At 47.8% G+C, this 19,223-nt stretch carries 19 protein-coding genes; 10 read left to right on the top strand and 9 right to left on the bottom strand.

Annotation, left to right across the window (positions count from 1 at the left end):
* Nucleotides 1-62: 62 nt before the first annotated feature.
* A complete protein-coding gene (locus AC5JR3_RS10440; RefSeq protein ID WP_495845606.1) occupies nt 63-509 on the bottom strand; it encodes an NUDIX domain-containing protein in 447 nt (148 codons plus the stop codon).
* Nucleotides 510-620: 111 nt separating this feature from the next.
* On the opposite strand from AC5JR3_RS10440, the gene malQ reads away from it, so the two are divergent.
* Complete coding sequence (malQ, locus tag AC5JR3_RS10435) at nt 621-2,132, top strand: 4-alpha-glucanotransferase (RefSeq protein WP_495845605.1); 1,512 nt, start codon at nt 621-623, stop codon at nt 2,130-2,132.
* Between the two features lie 113 nt (nt 2,133-2,245).
* Here the strand turns inward: malQ and AC5JR3_RS10430 are convergent, their stop codons facing one another.
* Nucleotides 2,246-3,043 carry a helix-turn-helix domain-containing protein gene (locus AC5JR3_RS10430; RefSeq protein WP_495845604.1) on the bottom strand — a complete coding sequence of 266 codons (798 nt, stop codon included), beginning with the start codon at nt 3,041-3,043 and terminating at the stop codon, nt 2,246-2,248.
* Entirely contained in the window at nt 3,040-3,828 is a 789-nt protein-coding gene (locus AC5JR3_RS10425; protein ID WP_495845602.1) for a pseudouridine synthase, read from the bottom strand. The genes AC5JR3_RS10430 and AC5JR3_RS10425 overlap by 4 nt, the downstream gene beginning before the upstream one ends.
* 234 nt (nt 3,829-4,062) lie before the next feature.
* On the opposite strand from AC5JR3_RS10425, the gene AC5JR3_RS10420 reads away from it, so the two are divergent.
* The gene (locus AC5JR3_RS10420; RefSeq protein WP_495845600.1) at nt 4,063-4,800 is read left to right on the top strand and encodes an LmeA family phospholipid-binding protein; all 738 of its coding nucleotides are present in this window, start codon (nt 4,063-4,065) and stop codon (nt 4,798-4,800) included.
* 234 nt (nt 4,801-5,034) lie between these two features.
* Here AC5JR3_RS10420 and AC5JR3_RS10415 read toward each other — a convergent pair whose 3' ends face one another.
* Both AC5JR3_RS10415 and cbiT read right to left on the bottom strand, forming a co-directional pair.
* Entirely contained in the window at nt 5,035-5,937 is a 903-nt protein-coding gene (locus AC5JR3_RS10415) for a phosphatidate cytidylyltransferase (protein WP_495845598.1), read from the bottom strand.
* A gap of 144 nt (nt 5,938-6,081) precedes the next feature.
* Entirely contained in the window at nt 6,082-6,684 is a 603-nt protein-coding gene (gene cbiT / locus AC5JR3_RS10410) for a precorrin-6Y C5,15-methyltransferase subunit CbiT (RefSeq protein WP_495845596.1), read from the bottom strand.
* 648 nt (nt 6,685-7,332) lie between these two features.
* Between cbiT and AC5JR3_RS10405 the strand changes: the two genes are divergently transcribed.
* The 5 genes from AC5JR3_RS10405 to atpC all read left to right on the top strand — a co-directional run bounded on the left by AC5JR3_RS10405 (nt 7,333) and on the right by atpC (nt 14,829).
* Nucleotides 7,333-8,778: a DUF2079 domain-containing protein gene (locus AC5JR3_RS10405; RefSeq protein ID WP_495845595.1), complete on the top strand. Its 1,446-nt coding sequence runs from the start codon at nt 7,333-7,335 to the stop codon at nt 8,776-8,778.
* 616 nt (nt 8,779-9,394) lie between these two features.
* Nucleotides 9,395-10,966 (top strand): PKD domain-containing protein, encoded by a 1,572-nt coding sequence (locus AC5JR3_RS10400; protein WP_495845593.1) that lies wholly within the window; start codon nt 9,395-9,397, stop codon nt 10,964-10,966.
* Nucleotides 10,967-11,580: 614 nt separating this feature from the next.
* Nucleotides 11,581-12,642 (top strand): hypothetical protein, encoded by a 1,062-nt coding sequence (locus tag AC5JR3_RS10395; RefSeq protein ID WP_495845591.1) that lies wholly within the window; start codon nt 11,581-11,583, stop codon nt 12,640-12,642.
* A gap of 240 nt (nt 12,643-12,882) precedes the next feature.
* On the top strand, nt 12,883-14,331 hold the full coding sequence (gene atpD, locus AC5JR3_RS10390; RefSeq protein ID WP_495845589.1) for a F0F1 ATP synthase subunit beta: 1,449 nt from the start codon (nt 12,883-12,885) through the stop codon (nt 14,329-14,331).
* Between the two features lie 87 nt (nt 14,332-14,418).
* Nucleotides 14,419-14,829: an ATP synthase F1 subunit epsilon gene (atpC, locus tag AC5JR3_RS10385; protein ID WP_495845588.1), complete on the top strand. Its 411-nt coding sequence runs from the start codon at nt 14,419-14,421 to the stop codon at nt 14,827-14,829.
* Between the two features lie 83 nt (nt 14,830-14,912).
* Here the strand turns inward: atpC and AC5JR3_RS10380 are convergent, their stop codons facing one another.
* Nucleotides 14,913-15,230, bottom strand: coding sequence for a 30S ribosomal protein PSRP-3 (locus tag AC5JR3_RS10380; protein ID WP_495845587.1), 318 nt, complete (start codon nt 15,228-15,230; stop codon nt 14,913-14,915).
* A gap of 110 nt (nt 15,231-15,340) precedes the next feature.
* Here AC5JR3_RS10380 and AC5JR3_RS10375 point away from each other — a divergent pair, with 110 nt between their 5' ends.
* The 3 genes from AC5JR3_RS10375 to AC5JR3_RS10365 all read left to right on the top strand — a co-directional run bounded on the left by AC5JR3_RS10375 (nt 15,341) and on the right by AC5JR3_RS10365 (nt 17,031).
* The gene (locus AC5JR3_RS10375) at nt 15,341-16,132 is read left to right on the top strand and encodes a TIGR01548 family HAD-type hydrolase (protein ID WP_495845585.1); all 792 of its coding nucleotides are present in this window, start codon (nt 15,341-15,343) and stop codon (nt 16,130-16,132) included.
* A gap of 247 nt (nt 16,133-16,379) precedes the next feature.
* Nucleotides 16,380-16,811: a beta-carboxysome assembly chaperone CcmS gene (gene ccmS / locus AC5JR3_RS10370; protein WP_495845673.1), complete on the top strand. Its 432-nt coding sequence runs from the start codon at nt 16,380-16,382 to the stop codon at nt 16,809-16,811.
* Nucleotides 16,812-16,851: 40 nt separating this feature from the next.
* Nucleotides 16,852-17,031, top strand: coding sequence for a hypothetical protein (locus tag AC5JR3_RS10365; RefSeq protein WP_495845583.1), 180 nt, complete (start codon nt 16,852-16,854; stop codon nt 17,029-17,031).
* On the opposite strand, the gene AC5JR3_RS10360 is transcribed toward AC5JR3_RS10365, so the two are convergent.
* The 3 genes from AC5JR3_RS10360 to petL all read right to left on the bottom strand — a co-directional run bounded on the left by AC5JR3_RS10360 (nt 17,028) and on the right by petL (nt 19,188).
* Nucleotides 17,028-17,726 carry a phosphatase PAP2 family protein gene (locus tag AC5JR3_RS10360; protein ID WP_495845581.1) on the bottom strand — a complete coding sequence of 233 codons (699 nt, stop codon included), beginning with the start codon at nt 17,724-17,726 and terminating at the stop codon, nt 17,028-17,030. The two genes, AC5JR3_RS10365 and AC5JR3_RS10360, sit on opposite strands and share 4 nt — an antisense overlap.
* A gap of 185 nt (nt 17,727-17,911) precedes the next feature.
* A complete protein-coding gene (locus AC5JR3_RS10355; RefSeq protein ID WP_495845579.1) occupies nt 17,912-18,175 on the bottom strand; it encodes a DUF7219 family protein in 264 nt (87 codons plus the stop codon).
* Between the two features lie 914 nt (nt 18,176-19,089).
* Nucleotides 19,090-19,188, bottom strand: a complete 99-nt coding sequence (petL, locus tag AC5JR3_RS10350; RefSeq protein WP_495845577.1) for a cytochrome b6-f complex subunit PetL — start codon at nt 19,186-19,188, stop codon at nt 19,090-19,092.
* Between the last annotated feature and the right edge of the window lie 35 nt (nt 19,189-19,223).

Genomic DNA, 19,223 nt, shown 5'->3' with positions numbered 1-19,223 from the left:
TTGTCTTCACTCACTACTAATAGAGGTCAACTATAGCCAAGGAGAGACTCTTAAGTATCAAATTACGCCTGTCCTGCTGACGACAAGCGAGGACGCCAGCCGTAGTGCCGATAGTGCCAGTAATCCTTGAGAATGCGATCGTGGTCAAAACACAGCCCCTCAGGAATCTCCCAGCTATTAAAAATCCCCAAACTTTTGGCATCATCTGCCGCTTTTGGTTCTCCCTTACCCGTAGCGATAAACACAACACTTAAAGTGTGCTTGCGAGGGTCACGTTTGGGATCAGAATACACCTGAAACTGCTCTAGTAATTCCACCTGCAAACCAATTTCCTCTTTTGCTTCTCGTTGTGCTGCGGCTTCTACCAACTCGCCATAATCAACAAACCCTCCCGGAAGTGCCCAACCCAAAGGAGAGTTTTTGCGCTCAATGAGAATGATCGGTCGATGGGGTCGATCAACTAACTCAATGATGATATCGACCGTAGGAATCGGATTTCTATAAGTCATATTCAAACATCTTGCAGTACTAGTCCACCAAATCCTACCTGGGAGCGAGGTTGAAACCCTTCCTTGCCGTGATAGATTCGTGAAGTTTGGAACACATCTCCCACGTCATTTATGCCGTTTCCCAGATCGAGTGGCGTTTTGCTACATCCTACTTCTTTGCCCAGCCAATTTGGCATTGGTGACTTGGGCTTAGAAGCGTTCCGCTTCGTTGACTTTTTGGCAGAGGGTGGTCAAACACTTTGGCAGGTTTTGCCCCTAGGGCCAACGGGGTATGGTCATTCTCCCTACATGTCTTACTCCGCCATGGCTGGCAATCCGTTGCTAATTAGCCCAGACAAGTTACGGGATCAAGGGTTACTTTCCGATGATGATTTTCAGAATTTACCAGAGTTTCCTCTGGAGAAGGTAGATTACGATCGCGTAATTCAAACCAAGATGCCCTTGCTCCGAAAAGCTGGCGAAAATTTCAAAGCTCAGGCAACACCGTTGCTACAAACGGAATTTGCTGGCTTTTGTGATAGCAAAGCGTCTTGGCTTGATGACTATGCCTTATTTATGGCACTCCGGGAGGTTCACGAAGGGCAAAGCTGGCATACCTGGGAGCCGGAACTTGCCCACCGTCAACCCGAGGCTCTTGAGGAGTGGCGTCAACGTCTCGATGCAGAGATTCAGTATCACAAATACTTGCAGTTTCAGTTTTTCCGCCAGTGGTCGGAGCTGAAGCTTTATGCCAATATGCGCGGCATTCAAATCATTGGCGATATTCCGATTTATGTTGCTCACGATAGTGCGGAAGTCTGGGCGCATCGGGACATGTTTTGTTTGGATGAAAAAACTGGCGAACCGTCACTGATGGCGGGGGTGCCGCCAGACTATTTCAGCGCCACAGGTCAGCTATGGGGCAACCCGGTTTATAACTGGGATCATTTACAGGAGACTCACTTCCAGTGGTGGGTGCAGCGCTTCGAGATGCTACTAGACTATGTAGACATTATCCGCATCGATCATTTTCGAGGTTTTGAGGCGTACTGGGCAGTTAAGCGGGGGGAATCAACAGCCCTGAATGGGGAGTGGATGAAGGCACCTGGCGAAACTTTTTTTGAGGTACTCAAAGGAAAACTCGGTCAGTTGCCGATTGTGGCTGAGGATTTGGGCACGATTACCCCAGAGGTACACGCACTACGCGAACAGTTTGAGTTTCCTGGTATGAAGATTTTGCAGTTTGCCTTTGGTGAGGGGCCAGATAATCCCTATTTGCCCTTCAGCTACGAGCGCAACTGTATGGTTTACACGGGAACCCACGATAACGATACGATTGCAGGCTGGTATAGCGAGTTTCCAGAAGAGAAAAAGGAAAGTCTTGTGCGCTACTTAGGTTGTACGAGTCCTGATGGCATTCACTGGGATTTCATTCGGCTCGCTATGGCTTCTGTAGGCAATCAGGTGATTATTCCTCTCCAGGACATCTTGGGATTAGGCACCGAAGCGCGGATGAATTTTCCGAGCAAAGCTGAGGGGAACTGGGAATGGCGCTATCAACCGGGTACTTTGACGAAAGAGTTAAGCGATCGCGTACATACCCTAACCTACACCTATGGTCGCCTCAGAGGTGCCGCTAGCTAACAAAGAGGGTGGGCAAGTTGCCCACCCTCTTCGCTAATTGCCCTGATCAAAACCTTTTCGCCTTTTATTTATCAGTCGTCATTACACAAAGGCAACTCAACTTAAGTTCAGCCTTAAGATTCTCGTTGGGCAGCAAAGGTCACTTCCTGCACTTCACCAGGAGCGCCCATTTGTTTGGCTTGCTCATCATTAAACTCCACCAAAACTCCTCCAGCATTACCCGCTCTGACAATCACTTGTTGATTGCCAGCCCAGGTACGTTGGGTTCCTTCCGGCAAGACGCCCTCAAATTCTGTCTTGCCATCAGCAACTACCCGCAACCAGGATTGAGATTTGAGAATCACACCGACCTGAACAGGCTTTCCCCCAGCACCATTTACATTGGCAGCGTTTAGGTTAACTGTTGCTCCTTGCTGTTGAGGGGCAGTTGGGGCGGAGTTTGCGGCTATAGGAGCAGGGCCTGCGGGGGGTTGGGGAGTAGAAACAGGAGCAACCTGTATCGCTGATCGGTTCACTAGGTAAGACAGACCGCTAACTGAACCAATCACGAGTAAGACATAAAGCCCATAAAGATGAATTGGCCGCAGTTGGGCGGAGGGTAAGTGCCGCCAGGTGGGTCTGATCAACTGTAAACCTGGCCCCGTCGTCGGAAAGGCACTAGCAAACTCTGTGCCATTTAAACCTAAAACGTCGGCGAAACGCTTGATAAAGCCTTGAATGTAAACGGGTTCTGGCAGTTCTTCAAGCTGACCTTGTTCAATAGCGTTTAGTAAACGTGCCTGAATTCGAGTCCGAGCGGCGACCTCTTCCAAGGAGATACACTGTTCAGTGCGGAACTGGTGCAGGTAAGCCCCCAGTTCTTGTAGCTGCTCAATTTGTTCTTGCTGAAAATGCAGCTTATTCTCCTTCATACACGCTCCTCCTTACTCTGGACTGGCACTTTTTCTGATACTAAGTTGACTTGGTCTTGGAGAAAATGAACTTCAAAATCTTGCAGGTGACGATAACGACCAGGAAACAGGGGTTCCCCTGCTGCTTGTAATTGAATCGAACCGATCGCGCTGCGGTGGAGATGAATCACAGGATACCCTAATAGCTCTGCAATACGACGAATTTGGCGATTTCTTCCTTCTGTCAAGACAATTTCTAAAAGTGTTTTTGAGGCTTGACGCTCGATCGGGTTCACGCTTGCAGGTAGGGTCTTTTTTCCCGACAAAATCATACCCTGACGCCAAGATTCTAAGATTGAATCAGGAGGATGTCCTTGTACCCAAACTTGATAAGTTTTGGGGAAGTGGTGGCGAGGGTGGGTAAGGTGAAATGTTAGTGCGCCGTCATTAGTCAGAATTAGTGCCCCTGTAGATTCAGCATCCAATCGTCCGACGGGATGGATTCCTTGGTCGTGACGTAGTTGGGGGGGGAGTAAGTCAAGAACGGTAGTGCGCTTTTGAGCATCACGGCAGGTGGAAACGACTCCGGCAGGTTTGTGTAATAGCAGGTAAAGCAACTGGGGACGGTTGTCTGCTTTTATAGGCTTACCATCGACTTCTAGGTAGTCTGTTTCTGGATTGGCTTTTTGCCCCAAATGCACTACGGCACCGTTAACCCGAACGCGCCCTGCTAAGATGATTTTCTCAGCTTCGCGTCTTGAGGCGATTCCCCACTGGGAAAGAATTTTTTGTACTCTTTCTTCCATGAACAGACTAATCAATATGTAAACTTTTCCATTGCAAAAGGGCTGATTGATTCACGGCGTATTGCCAATTGGCTGACTACGTGACATTGACCTAGATAGACTATGTACAAATATTACAAGAAGTCAGATCCGTATCAATACCCAGTTTTGCAAAAAACAATAAAAAACTGGATAATTAGCCCCCTGGCTCCTTTTTAGGTGTAGTTACGTCGCAAGAGAAGAATGTCGTCAGTTATGAATATGGAAGCTGTGGAGCCAGTGAAGCCGCATCGGAGCCGAATTATTAGCCGGGTGTTGTCACCCGCATTGCGGTTATGGCTGCGATCGCAAGTCGAACAAGTAGAAGCACTAGAGTTTACCGTTGAAGGAGGCGATCGCCAAATTCTCAGTGGTCATATTCCTAAAGTCTTCGTTGCCGCCCGCTACGCCGTTTATCGTGGCTTGCACCTGAGCCAAATTCAACTTACTGGTAGCGAAATTCATATTAACCTAGGTCAAGTCATCAAGGGCAAACCGTTGCGCCTCTTAGAACCCATCCCCGTTGTCGCTCAGTTACGACTAGAAGCCGCCGACTTGATGGCATCTCTGGACGCCCCTCTGCTCTCCAATGCCCTGACCGATTTGTTGGGAATTCTCTTGACCTCTGGCGGCAGTTCCAGCTCGGCTGAGTCCTTGAAAGACAGGCAAATTAGCTGGGACAAGGTTGTCTTTGACGACGGGCAATTAACCTTAAGTGGCACAATTACTGATGCAAATCATCAGATAACTCCTGTAGAAATTTGTGCCGGACTTCAGCTCGCCAGTAACCATACCCTACAACTGTATCCTCTCAAGATTAGCGCAGCTCCTGAACTATCGGTAGGCAGTTGGGAAAGCTATGAGATTGACTTAGGTTCAGACGTTGATGTTCAGGAACTAACCCTCACCCCCGGTCAGTTAGTTTGCCAAGGACGCCTGATGGTCAGACCTTGAGCAGAGTGCTGAGTCCTGAGTGCTGAGTCCTGAGTCCTGAGTAGGGGAAAAAGTATGAAGGATGAAGGATGAAGGGTGAAGGATGAAGTATGAAGGGTGAAGTATGAAGTATGAAATAGGCGATTGGAGTGATGGCTAATCGTCGTCAATTTTTCTCTACCCCGCTCCCCTGCGCCCCTGCGCCCCTGCTTCCCCTGCGCCCCCGCTCCCCTACTCCCCTGCTCCCTCAAGCCCTTACAGAGTGGAAGGTAGCAACGGTAACAGGAGGGTGATGAAATAGTAGACCAGGGGAGCGGTGAAAACGTAGCTGTCGGTACGGTCTAGTATGCCGCCGTGACCGGGGATTAATTGTCCGGAATCCTTGACACCCGCATCTCGCTTCATCATCGACTCGGTCAAGTCTCCCAAGAGGCTGGCGATCCCTACTAGTAAGCCGAGAGCGAGTCCACTGAGTTGCCAACTGGGCCAGTGGAGGTACCAAGCACCAGCCGAGGCGATCGCCATACTACCTGTGAAGCCGAAGACAGCACCTTCGACGGTTTTTTTCGGGCTGATATCAGAAAGGCGGGTGCGACCCCACAACCGACCGAAAATGTAAGCTCCAATATCTGCTGCCCAGATGCAAGCAAAGGCTAAAAGCGTCACGGTCAGTCCTTGGGGAAAGTGGCCAAAATCGAGCCAGGAATTGGGCCAGTAGCCATTTAAGGGTAAATTGGAGGCGATCGCATCAGAAGGTAAGGAGGAGACTTGTGCTAAGTCTATTTGTCGCAGCCGCAGCCAATAGCTGGGCAAATAACCACCGTAAAACAATCCTAAAATCGAGGTAGAAATATCGGCGATCGTTGCCAATTTGGGCTGGAATAGCAGGTAAAAACAGATAAATGCTCCAGCTAAGGGAAACAAGGCATCTGTCAGAGTCGGTGAAAAGGTGGTGCTTACCAGCAGCAGTAGCGAAACAATCAGAGTAGTTTTGGCAGCCGGGGCAATTCCTTTGGCTTTGACCAGTTCAAAATATTCCAGTTCACCGAGATAGACGATTATGGCAAAGCCAAGGGTGAAGTACCATCCCCCAAGGATAATCATCCCCAAGGCGATCGCGATCGCTACAATTGCACTAAAAATCCGAGACCAAGGCATAGTAGGTTTTAAGTTTTGAGTTTTGAGTTTTGGGTTTTGGGTTTTGAAGATTCAGGGCAGGTTTACTAAATAGATTTTGCTTTTTTCTCTCTACCCCCTACTGCCTACTCCCCACTCCTACTTCCGTCCCCCTGAGGCGGCGCTTCAATCTAGCTTCTCACCACTGAGTACAAAAATGGGATTAACCGCTGCAAAGGTTTGATGAATGCCTCGTTTCTCCAAGCGATTGACGGCTGACTGCACTACTTCAATATTACGAGCTTGTAACTCTGCAAATCCTTCAGATAAGGCATAAAGATTTTCTAAATTAGCAGCAGTCGCGACTACTCGACCCGATGGTTGTAGGTATTGCCAGACTTCCTTGAGGAGTCCCTTGATAGGGCGTCCTCCCTCAATGCAGATGCGTTGCGGCATTACGGTTAATTCCCGAAGACATTCTGGAGCGCTCCCTTCAATGACCTGGACATTGCGAACGCCGAAGCGATCGCAGTTGCGGCGAATTAAATTGGCGACATCTTCATCCCGTTCGACAGCGATTACTTGCCCCTGAGGACACAGTAACCCAGTTTCTACGGGAATTGTTCCAGTTCCCGCCCCGACATCCCACAAAACTGAGTCGGCTTGCAACCGCAACGCCGAAATGATCAGCAACCGCACTTCTCGCTTGCTCAGAGGAATCCCCGGTAAGCGCTCAAATAGCTCATCAGGAATACCGGGGGTCACGTATGGCCAGAAAGAGGAATGCATAAAAAGTGCAAAAGAATTGAGCTGATACCCTTACCGTTTTACAACGCGTGATGCTAAAGATCGCCCTGCAATGGGAACGAGAACGAAGGCTTAGGAGCGTACACCTGCCAATTGTCTGCTTCCCCCTAGGTGGCACATCAGCGTAGACACCTCAGGACTTACGCCAGTTATTAAGCCAGATCCAATCAGTAGGAGCGATCGCCACGGATACCTATCTCCAAAAGCCTAGGGAAATTTTTTTAATCTCTCTCTGGGTAGAATAGCCGCTTTAGTTTTTGCTTTATTCTGAGCCTAATCAAAATTATTGGGATAAATTTAACGAAAAATTTATTCTTTATAGACAAACTTATCCCTTTCTCATCCTGAGAAGAACTCAGAAAATTACCAAGCACAAACAGACACTGCCACAACAGTAAACACGGAAAGTCTCCTTGATTGCTCCAGAGCTAGTTAACATTAGCCGTCGCCGGATGTTAACTAGCTTTTTTAGGGAACAACCCTTGATAACTTAATCCTCATCGCCTACTTCTTAGCAATGAGTTCTCTGGGACAAATTTTCGTCAAAATTCCTCCTACATAAAACTGTCTGCATTCATTAGGCAATCGGTTCCGGCTCAGTGACTTAGACCCTATTTTTTATCACGCGCCATGCAAAACTCTTCTCCTGTAAATGCCAGACTTGTAGATCAATCTCTCAGCAGAACTCAATCGCAATCGCAATTCCCAATTCTTACGGGGATGATTGTCGTCAGTGCCTTGATTTTATTTGCTGCAAGTAGCCTCCGACATGCACTGATTCAGTCCAATGCTTGGGATTTAGGAATTTTTGATCAAGCCGTTTATCTAATTAGTCAGGGGCAAACCCCCTTCTCCTCTTTTCTGGGTTTTCATATCATTGGCGATCATGCGGCGTGGCTTTTCTATCCCTTAGCGTTGCTGTATAAGATTTCTCCAAACGTCCATTGGTTACTAGGGGTACAAGCGATCGCCTTAGCTGGGGGGGCAATTCCCACCTGGTATCTGGCAAGGTTAGGAGGACTCGAACCAGAGCAATCGGTGGCAGTAGTTGCCACCTATTTGCTATTTCCAGTTGTTTTTAATACAAATTTGTTTGACTTCCACCCGGAAGTATTTGCCCTTCCTGCCCTTCTGACGGCAATTTTGGCAGCACGCTTGGGTAGGGTGATTTGGTTTGTTTTGGCGATTATTGTGATCTTGGGATGCAAGTCGATCATGGCGCTAACCGTAGCGTCTCTCGGCTTTTGGCTCTTGGTATTTGATCAACGCCGCTTGTGTGGAGCGATCGCCTTAGTGGCGGGTATTGCCTGGTTTCTCTTGGCAACAGAAGCCATTATTCCGTCCTTTGGCGGGGGTCAAGAAGTCTCACTAGCGCGTTATGCCTATCTAGGCGGCTCGGCTTTAGAAATTGCCAAAAATGTATTTCTTAAGCCGGGAGCAGTCATCTCTGTTGTCTTTTCCTGGCTGAATCTGAAGTACTTGGTTCTACTATTTTTGCCCGTAATTTGGGGGCTATCTCCAGCTCATCTGACGCCGCTAGTCGGAGCATTTCCAGCCTTAGCGCTAAATCTCTTAGCGGACTACGAACCCCAAAAAAGCTTGGTTTACCAATACTCCCTTCCCATTTTGCCCTTTATCTTAGTTGCCATCATCTCCACCCTGGCAGCGGGTAAGGGATTTTTACGCAGTAAACGGGCGATCGTTCTCTGGTCGCTATTTTTCTTCTTTGCTCTAGCGCGGTGGAGCTATTTTTTCACCAAGTATATGCCAACGCTCGATACTTGGCAGGCAAGCCGAGAAGCGATCGCTTTAGTCCAAACCCAAGGCGGTGTTTTGACAAGCGAGCAACTGGCTCCCCAAGTATCTCAAAGACCCTTGGTGAAGCTAGCTCTTCCTTATCAAGAACTCCCTGAGTTTGAGAGCTTCCAGTATGTTTTGTTAAATACTCGTCATCCGGGTGTGAATATCGACCCCAGTTTTGCCAAGGGTGTAGCCGAAAAAGTTAAGCGCAGAGGAGAATTTCAACTGCGCTACCAACGCGATGATGTATTTTTGTTTGAGAAAATTATCAACTAGTGCTCGTAATGCCATCTCTCAGCAACTAGAACTGATGTGATGCGTAAACAAGAGTGAGTTTTAACCTTAGGGATATAAGCTGGTAGCTAAATTGCTCCAGCTAAGAGTAGTAAAATGCTTATAGGTTTGGGTGACTGCTACAAGAGCTGGATGTTGAAGTTCATCGGAACTCCCCTGCAACGAGAAAAGAAAATTAAAATTTGTATCTGTGTAGAGCACTGCTCGCTGCTAGATACATCGGGAAATATCAGGGTGCATCACTGAGGTAAGACACACCTGGGATGCTTGGTGAGAGGCTCGGGAAGGAGTTAAACTTTGGCTCCTCAATAACCCCAGAATCAGCGCCTATTTATAGCACTGAATGTCAGAACCCATCAAACAGTATCAATATGATATAGGGTACTATTCTCTCTAAAGAGGCGTGAACGAGCAGCGTCACATCTTTTTCAACTGGCTCTTCCGCCGCTTAGTAAAAGTTTTGCGGTGCATTCTACTTTTTCAGCCACAACTTTAGCCAGTGTGTAGCCTGGCTCCCCAATCGACAGTCGTTGTCTGGGGAAGCTGCGCTCACCCATAATTCCTGACCTGTCTTTAATATCTATAGATATTTGGTTCTATGAATCGTCCTCTTATCAAAATCCTTGCCACCAGCTTTACGGGGGCAACTCTGCTTGCCTTAGGCTCTACAACCACCCCGGCGATCGCTACCACTCTCACAGGCTTCTCCACCTTCGGGGATATGATGGGCGGTATGCAGGTGACAGTCGGTTTCTCAGACGGCACCTTGAGTCAAGGAACCTGGAGAGCCACAGCCAGAGGAGCAGGGGCAGCATCTGGGGCTAATTGGCTATTAAAGCAATCCGGTGATACCTTCAATAATCTTTGGACATTTACCAACAGGGGTCAAGCCGTTAAGTCTTTGGTGATTAACGCTATTCCCGGAAATACGGTTTTTGACATTCTGCCGGATCTGGGGCTTCCCAGGAGTACACCCAAGTCTGCTGATGGCTGGGCATTTCAGGTCTATAGCGGGCCTAGACCAGACACCTACGTCTACTCAGACCCCATCGACATCTCGGTAGGCGACCTCTTTGGCTCCCTCTCTATGTATTGGAGCAATGGCTTTCGAGATACAATCACCTTCGGAGCCGATACTGACAGCGGTGCTCCTGACGATCCTGTCCAACCACAAGCTCCCGTCGTAACTCCTGTCCCGCCACCACCTCCCCCCGTAGTCAGTCCTGTCCCGCCGCCACCACCTCCTGTAGTCATCAACACCCCTCCTGCAATTACAGCCTTTTCTCTACCGCAGGTGATCAACGAAGGGCAATCCGCCGCTGCTGTCTTATTTGCTGAAGACCCAGACGATGATGCCGTCACGTTCTTCCTAAATGGCGAGAGTTTGGGTACAGATGAGCGCCTTAGTGAAACTCGTTCTGCTAGCAAAGACCTGGGTGTCTTTGTCAATCAAGGAGTGTTTACTTATACAGGGCTAGCGAGAGACGACGAGGGCAATTTTAGTAACTCAGTAACGTCATCGATTACGGTCTTAAACGTTGCACCCACCATCACCCAACTGACGAATGATTTAGTGATCAATGAAGGGGATGCCTTTACCTTTGGCGCTACAGCGACCGATCCAGGAATTCAGGACATCCTAGCGTTTGATTGGGATTTGAATAATAACAGCGTTTTTGACTACTCTACAAGTAGTAGCGATCGCGCCAGCACGGGACAGTATTCCTTTGCGGATGAAGGTGACAATCCGATTAATCTCCGCGTCTCTGATGGGGATGGCGGCTTTGATTACGGTTCGTTTAGAGTCAAAGTGCAAAATATCGCCCCAACCATTACCTCTGTCACCTCTAACCTGTTGTTGAGATCCGGTGAATGGTTCGATTTTGCGGCGGCTGCCACTGATCCCGGTGTTTTTGACCTCCTCACCTTTGACTGGGACTTAGATGGCAATGGCGAATACGATAACTTTACAGGCGATCGCGGCGGTTATGCCTTCGATGAAAAAGGCGTCTACACCGTTGGGCTAAGAGTATCCGATGGAGACGGCGGCTTCGCGTATAGTTCCTTCACAGTGGAAACTGTCCCCGAACCTGCTTCAGTTCTTGGTCTTTTAACCTTAGGAGCCTTGGGTGCTGGGGGAGTTTTGAAGCGAAAACAGCTAAAACACTGATTCACTGAGAAATCTTTCCCCCTCATCCCCTAACCCCTTCTCCCTTGGTGGGAGAGGGGGAGTAAGCTCTCACTTACTCACCCACCCAGAGTTAAAACTTTGGGCTAATAGCTTAAGTACACGCTTTGTGGACTAAAACTGAATTGCACTGACCTAACATAGGTTGCACGTTAGCACTGAAGTGCTGGCGGAGTTAAAACGCTGACTACAAACCTTTAAGTCAGTGCCATTTAACGCAGATGTTGCTTCCACCGGAGGCAAATCTTTATTAGCTTTTAACTTAATCAAAACTTCATATAAATATGTTTTTTTGGTAAAGACATTGACAAAAACTCTTAAAAAAGAAGAAATCATGTCAGTATTTACACAGAAATTTAAGCAAATCCGGCTAAACGCTTACTACCTGTACGGGCGTTTAGGTGGAGAATTTTGCTGTCATCAATAAACTAGTAACGCGCACTCGCTCTACCAGCCAACACCAGGTTAGCCCCATTTTATGTTATTTACAATCCTTTACTTATTTTAACAGTTTAAGTACTTTCACTAACAAGCAATAACCGATGCGATCGCACTTTTAAATAAGCTCATTTATGTAAGATACAGGAGCAATATATATGAAGCGGATTTTTAACACGGTTAGCTCAATTGCTATTGCGACAACGGCTACCTTTAGCATTTCCACTGTGCCAGCAATGGCAGCTATCCTAAGTAACCAACCTGGTGCTGGTACGGTGACAGTAGGCGTCGATGCGTTTGGCTCTTTTGGGGCATTTTTGGGTGGCGACGGCACTAGCGATGCATTTTATACAACAGTGGATGGAGATACCGCCAGAACAGTTGCCCAATCTGGCATAATCGTCCGCCGACAAGGTGAAGACCCAATCTTTCTGACGAGTGGTTCCTTCTTCGATATTCAAGGAGGAGAAAATCCTTTATTCTTGGATACTGCATCAGATGATGCGACAAGTACGTTCCGCCTTGGTGACTTGTCGTTCAACTTAAGGCAGGAGCTTACAGCGCAGTTAGATGACGGCAACAACCAGATCGGCTCGGTGCTGACACAGACTTATCTAATTACAAATACCTCAACAACAGCGATTGACTTCGACTTATTTCGTGTCCTAGATGCCAATGTGTTATTTTCAGGCAGATTTAATGACGATGGTGGCGGTCGAGTCAGCGTTCCTAAATTAGGCGATTTAGTTTTTGCCACCGATACAATTTCAGAAGACGGGACTATCGATCCAATTAAGTTTGTTGGCATCACAGCCACAGGCGGTACAATACCCGCAACGGGCCGCTTTGAAGTCGATTTCGTTAATAACATACTGCTTGGCTCGATTCAGCCCATTGGTGGCAGGCTTAGAGATGGAGTGGTCTATGATGCTGGTTTCTCTGGCAACAATAATGACATTCTGGAACTCTCTGATCTTCCTGTTCCAGACATAGATACTAACCTCTCGTCAGTTTTGGACAATGTGTTCTCTCTTAATGTTGGCGAGACAAATACTTACACCACTCGAACATTCTTTGGCAGACCCCTCAAAAAAGTAGAGCCAGAACCCGAACCGATCCCAGAACCGACCCTGGCATTAAGCTTATTAGCCTTGGGTGGTTTAGGTGTAGCCTTGCAGTCAAGTCGCAAACAGCAAAAGAAAGTGAAAACCAAAGTCTAGATCAACAAACTCAACCAGGTGTAAATCCCCTTTTGTAACTGCCGTTTCTTTTAGCAAGAAGGAGGGCAGTTTTTTACATTGAACCTACGCAGGCAGAGCGATCGCTCCTATCCCCTTGAAACCGTTGCCTCGATAGTGAGAGCGTCCTTTCGGTGGTACTCTGGAAAGGGACATTTTTAATTGTTAAGACTGTTTTTTAGCATCAACAGTCAATAGCTTCTCTAAACAATAGGCGTAAGCATGGTCAGCACCACAGAAAAGACAAACACAGGTTTTCTTACTCAAATCATCGGCCCGGTTGTAGACGTTGAATTCTCTAGCGGTCATATGCCGCCGATTTACAACGCCTTGAAAATCGCAGGCAAGAACGAAGCTGGACAGGACGTTTCCGTTACCTGCGAAGTGCAGCAACTACTGGGCGGCAATCAGGTACGCGCCGTTTCCATGAGTAGTACAGACGGACTTGTGCGGGGCATGGAAGTCGTAGACACTGGCGCTCCTATCAGTGTACCCGTTGGTAAAGCCACCCTGGGTCGGATCTTCAACGTCTTGGGTGAGCCTGTAGATAACCGGGGTCCCGTCGATGCTGAGGACAGCTTCCCCATCCACCGTCCGGCTCCCAAACTGACAGACTTGGAAACCAAGCCTTCTGTCTTTGAAACAGGAATTAAAGTTATTGACCTGCTGACTCCCTATCGGCGGGGCGGCAAAATTGGTCTATTTGGCGGTGCTGGTGTCGGCAAAACCGTCATTATGATGGAGCTGATCAACAACATTGCCACCAACCATGGTGGAGTTTCGGTGTTTGGTGGTGTGGGCGAACGCACCCGTGAAGGAAATGACCTCTACAACGAGATGATTGAGTCAGGGGTTATCAATAACGAAAACCTCAACGAATCAAAGATCGCCCTAGTCTACGGTCAGATGAACGAACCACCGGGAGCAAGAATGCGCGTCGGTCTTTCGGCTCTGACCATGGCTGAGTACTTCCGGGATGTGAATAAGCAGGACGTGCTACTGTTCATTGACAATATCTTCCGGTTCGTGCAAGCGGGTTCTGAAGTGTCGGCGTTGTTGGGACGGATGCCTTCTGCGGTGGGATACCAGCCAACCTTGGGAACTGACATGGGAGACTTGCAAGAGCGCATCACCTCCACCACGGAAGGGTCGATCACCTCAGTCCAAGCGGTTTACGTACCTGCTGACGACTTGACTGACCCCGCTCCTGCTACCACCTTTGCTCACTTGGATGGAACAACAGTATTGTCCCGTGGCTTGGCATCTAAGGGGATTTACCCCGCTGTAGACCCACTGGGTTCAACTTCGACGATGCTCCAGCCGAGTATCGTTGGCGAGGAACACTACGACACCGCTCGTGCAGTCCAGTCAACTCTACAGCGCTACAAGGAACTCCAGGACATCATTGCCATTTTGGGCTTGGATGAATTGTCTGAAGAAGACCGTCTAATTGTTGCCCGTGCTCGGAAGGTTGAGCGCTTCTTGTCACAGCCTTTCTTTGTGGCAGAAGTCTTTACAGGTTCTCCAGGGAAGTATGTATCTTTGGAAAAAACCATTAAGGGCTTCCAGATGATTCTCGCGGGTGAACTGGATGAGTTACCGGAGCAAGCCTTCTACTTGGTAGGCGACATCGACGAAGCGGTCGCTAAAGCTGAAAAAATGAAAGGTTAGTCCCTAGTGATTAGCTATTAGCCATTAGTCGTTAGCTAATGGCTAATGGCAAAGGACACTGACAACTGACAACAAACAACTGAACAAATGGCATTAAATGTTCGTGTAATTGCGCCAGATAAAACAGTCTGGGACTCACAAGCTGAGGAAGTTATTCTACCCAGTACTACTGGTCAATTGGGAATCTTGAGCGGTCACGCTCCTTTATTAAGCGCCTTGGATATCGGTGTGATGCGGGTTCGTCCTGGCAAAGACTGGGTGGCGATCGCGCTAATGGGTGGCTTTGCCGAAGTTGAAAACGATCAAGTCACCATCTTGGTCAACGGTGCCGATCGTGGTGACAACATTGATACAGAATCGGCGCGGACGGCTTTTACAGAAGCTGAAGCCCGTTTCAATCAGCTACAAGGTACTGACAATCGTCAAGAAAAAATGCAGGCGACTCAAGCCCTAAAACGTGCCCGCGCTCGCTTTCAAGCGGCTGGTGGCATGGTGTAGAGGGAAAATTTAAAAAGATAAAAGGCAAAAGAAGGAGGAGTTCTCATTTCTTTTGCCTTTTATCTTTTTACCGCTACTTGCGATCAGGCGCTGCCAGTAAAACTTACTTCCGGAAACTTAGATTGAGCTTCTGACATTGGACGCCTCCGTCCTTCCTCTTGCCAGTAATTAATTACTTCTGTGGCTTTGTTAAGTAATTCGACGCGATCTACCTCACTGATCCAGTGTTTGGCTTCCAACTCCTTTTTTAGTTGTTCCCAAGCATCGTTCCGGGGCCAAAAGAAGTAAGAAGTTAGCGGGCTTGTACCTTTACCCACCACCTGATCGACGGCAAGTGCCACATTCTCTTCTAGCCAGAGAACTTTTAAAATAAACTTCGACAATTCCACGTCCGAGGACATCCCAGACTACTCCCATCGCTTTACAATCCTTAATTGTACCCCACTGTTACCCCTGTAGCGCAAATGATTCGAGGTTGGGGATGAGCAATAAATCCTAAAATCATCAACTAATGACTAATACAAAAGCGGTTGTTGTTTACGATATTGACGGTGTAGTGCGTGATGTTAGTGGGTCTTACCGACGAGCACTGGCTGATACTGTGGAGCATTTTACTAATGGCGCTTATCGCCCTTCATCGATAGATATTGACCGACTCAAGTCAGAAGGCATTTGGAATAATGATTGGGAAGGTTCGCAGGAACTGTTGGCTCGCTACTTCGAGACACAAGGACAAACGCGATCGCAAATCAATCTTGACTACGATACAATTGTTGCCTTTTTCCAGTCGCGTTATCGCGGCACCAATCCCCACAACTGGGACGGCTACATTGCAAATGAACCTCTGCTCTTACAAGCTAGCTACCTAGAACAGCTAACCGCCACAGGGATTCCCTGGGGCTTTTTTAGTGGTGCGACTAGGGGTTCAGCCGAATACATTCTGCAAAAACGCCTAGGGCTGCAAACACCCGTGTTGATAGCAATGGAGGATGCACCAGGGAAGCCTGACCCTACAGGATTATTTGCCACAGTGCGCCTGATGGAGGAACGCTTTGCGGTAGAAGCGACAACCCCCGTATTCTATGCAGGAGATACGGTGGCTGATATGTACACGATCCAGAAGGCAAAAACCCTCCAGCCAGAACGATCCTGGATTGGTGTGGGAATTTTGCCACCTCACGTACAGGAGATCGCCGAACGTCGTGATGCCTATGCTGCTACGCTTAAAGAAGCGGGCGCGGCAGTAGTTTTCAGTAATATTGAGCAGTTAACAGCAGAAGCTATTCAGCAACTGCTGGAGTGATGGGGAGCAGGGGTGCAGGGGAGCAGGGGAGCAGGGGAGCAGGGGAGCAGGGGAGCGGCGGAGAAAATAACCAACCCTATTCACCCTTCACCCTTCACCCTTCACCCTTCATACTTCATATTTTCTCACCGACTCAGGACTCTCTTCGCCTGATCAAGTGAGGAATTAACCATTTTCAACCTGAGTTGGGAAATAGACAAGTTAAATTCACATCAACTTTAGTCAGTTTTTAGTCGTAATCGTCATGATTCAATTTGGTAAAAACCCTTCAGAACCTGGACAAAAGAGTTGGCGTCGCCAGCTCGATCAGTTTGTGAAGGAAAATCAGCAAGACTTAGCCGCACTATCCTGGGGGCTATGGCTAGAAAATGGCGATTCTCAGGGCAGTATAGGTATCGATATCGAACCCACGCCACGTTTTATCTATTGCCCAAAAGCAGCGATTGAGAAACTAAATCATCAAGCAGAGGACACGCTGCGGGAGATGTTAGGTGTCATTGATGCTCATAATCCAGAGTTAGAAGTTCTCTTGATCGGGATTAGCAGTGGACAGATTAATCTGGTGCAGTTTAAACCAGAACCCGCTCCTCCTGTTTGTTTTGAGGAAGTGGGAAGGGATGTCGATACATTGCTGACTCAGTTAGAGGAATCCCTCAGCAAGCATCTCACAAGCGTTTAGCCGATGATGGTGAGTAAGAGTATCTCTTCTAGGGAGCAGCATGAATGATCATGAGTCAGATGAGCAAAGAAATTGGCATCAAAAACCTGTGGTTAGAGTGGTGCTGCTCTTGCTGCTTCCACTGATTGTTGGGGGCTTGTATCTGATTTCTACTTACATCACTCTCACAAAACCGCCATCTGTACCAGCGACTCCTGAGCCTTCAGTTCCAGAACGTTAGGTAAGATGATGGCTCTTCTTGTGAGGTCTAATGAGCAGAGCAACTCCTACTGTCCAGCCAACAGATGCCGTCCAACCTGCAATAATATCGCTGGGATAGTGAACGCCTAAATACAATCGCGTCCAGCCAATCGCCAATACAAACACGCTGCCAATAATCAGCAGAGGAACGCGCCAGCGAGTATCCCAAGTCAAAATAACTAATACAGCAACCAGCGTCATACTCGACATAGCATGTCCACTGGGAAACCCGTAGTCAAATTCAGGAGCGGGTGACTCCCAAAGTTGGGGACGAGCACGATGCAGTAATACTTTGGCGGTGCGGTTAAGAACAATACTACCTAAGAGAGTCGTGAACAAAAATGTCAGCGATCGCCACCGATGTTTCTGGAACAACACCAACGCCGTCAGCACAGCCGCCGGAAATACTCCCCAAAATACCCCAAATTTAGTCAGCGTCGTGGCAAAAGCGTCTAACTGAGGGGACGCCATACTGTGAATAGCAAGCAAAATGGGTCGATCCCAGGGGAAGCCGCCTTCATTTTCCCAGACTTCCTCCGCCAATTCTCCAAAAATCTGCAACGGTAAAAAGACGCCGATGAGCAGCAAAAGAAGCGATCGCCAATGAGATATAAGCGATCGCTTCAAAAAACTTAGAAAAGACTGGCCGAACTGCCAAACGCGAGACTTGAACATTCGTCTACCCAACTATCTATGAGTGCTTGTGTTTTAGAACACTTTGCTTATTGTCTAAGATGGGCGGCGATCGCTTCTAAAAGCTTGGCAGTTGTCCTTATAGATATTCTGGCTAGACTCAGCAGTGAGAAAGACAAAGGAAGTATTAATCGTTGAAATGTTGCTTAGACGTTTGATACAGTTAATTACTTCGTTTCTGGTGGCAGATCAGAGCCAATCTGCATCGCCTTCTTACTCTGCTTCAACTCCTTCCACAAACCTTTGACCTTGTCATAGGCTTGGATGGGAGAAAGCTTACCACCCGTTTCCAATGCAGAGATGTAGGAAACTCTCTGAGCAAATTCTTGTAAATTCGCGTTAAACGCTAACTGCTCAGGTGTAAATGTTCCGTAGTAGCGGCTACGGGGATAGAGAAAGTTGGTTTTGCTAATTTCGTCAGAATCGTTCATTGCTGCCTCCTATTAAATGTCTGTTCTTAAGTAGTTATTGGCTCCGGATTGCTATCTTAACCTTTGCTTCAAGTCATTTTAACCAACCCTTAACCAAACTTCCCCTATTTCCTAGGGAAGATATTTTGGGTTGGTCAGTGAATACGAATATACTTCACGCCAGGGGAGAGGCAATCAGTGAAAATAAGCATCCCTGGCGTAGGGTTTGCGAAAACTTTTGCGTGAAGTCTATGCCTAACGCACTTCCGTGAAGGCGCGTCTACGTAGCTTATGTAGCTAATGACTACGAATGCGTTTTACTCAAAGAGCATTGGCAAGTTCCGTCCCCCTACGCACCCCCTTACTTTCTACGGTAAGCGATCGCTCAACTTCCCGATGTGGTTTTAGTACAAAGGGTAGGAATGGTGCCAAAAACCCTGCACCTCGTCCGTTAATCTTTCACAGAAGGAGCAAGATTCGAGACCCTGAGGTGTAAGTCCCTCCTTGCCACAGAACAGAAACAAGAAATTTTGCCGCTTTTCTACACTAGCGGCGGTAACAAATTATCCTCAACATTTGGCTCTCCCGTACAGATACCTATAGTGCAGCATAGGGAAGCCGAACTAACTGGCACTTCACCAATGTCAACTAAAGGCACCAAGTGTGAAGGATGAAGTATGAAATTTCAGCCCCATAAATCAATTCTGGGGTTTGAAGTCAGGACGCTAGTAATGATTCGACGCCTAAACGGCTGACTCCCATCAGATGTTTTTCTGCTCTTTGGATTTAAACCAAGGGGAGAGAGACTATTGATGGTTTTCACTCATACTTCATCCTCCATCCTTTTTAGTCATTTTGAACAGAACGCCATGGAGAGCTTGGGTGTGTTTGGTATGACCTGGTGAGGTTTGGGGGATGTCGCTGACGGCTTAGGCTTAAATTAGCTTAATAGCTTTTAGACCAAAGAACAGGGCAAGAGCCGTACCTGTGGCACCTGCCAGAATCAAGAAATAAGCAATAACGGCGGAAACCATAAATCTCCTTTGAATCTACTAAATATATTGAAACA

Source organism: Kastovskya adunca (genome assembly GCF_059505785.1).
This window is presented reverse-complemented; position numbering and strand designations above follow the sequence as displayed.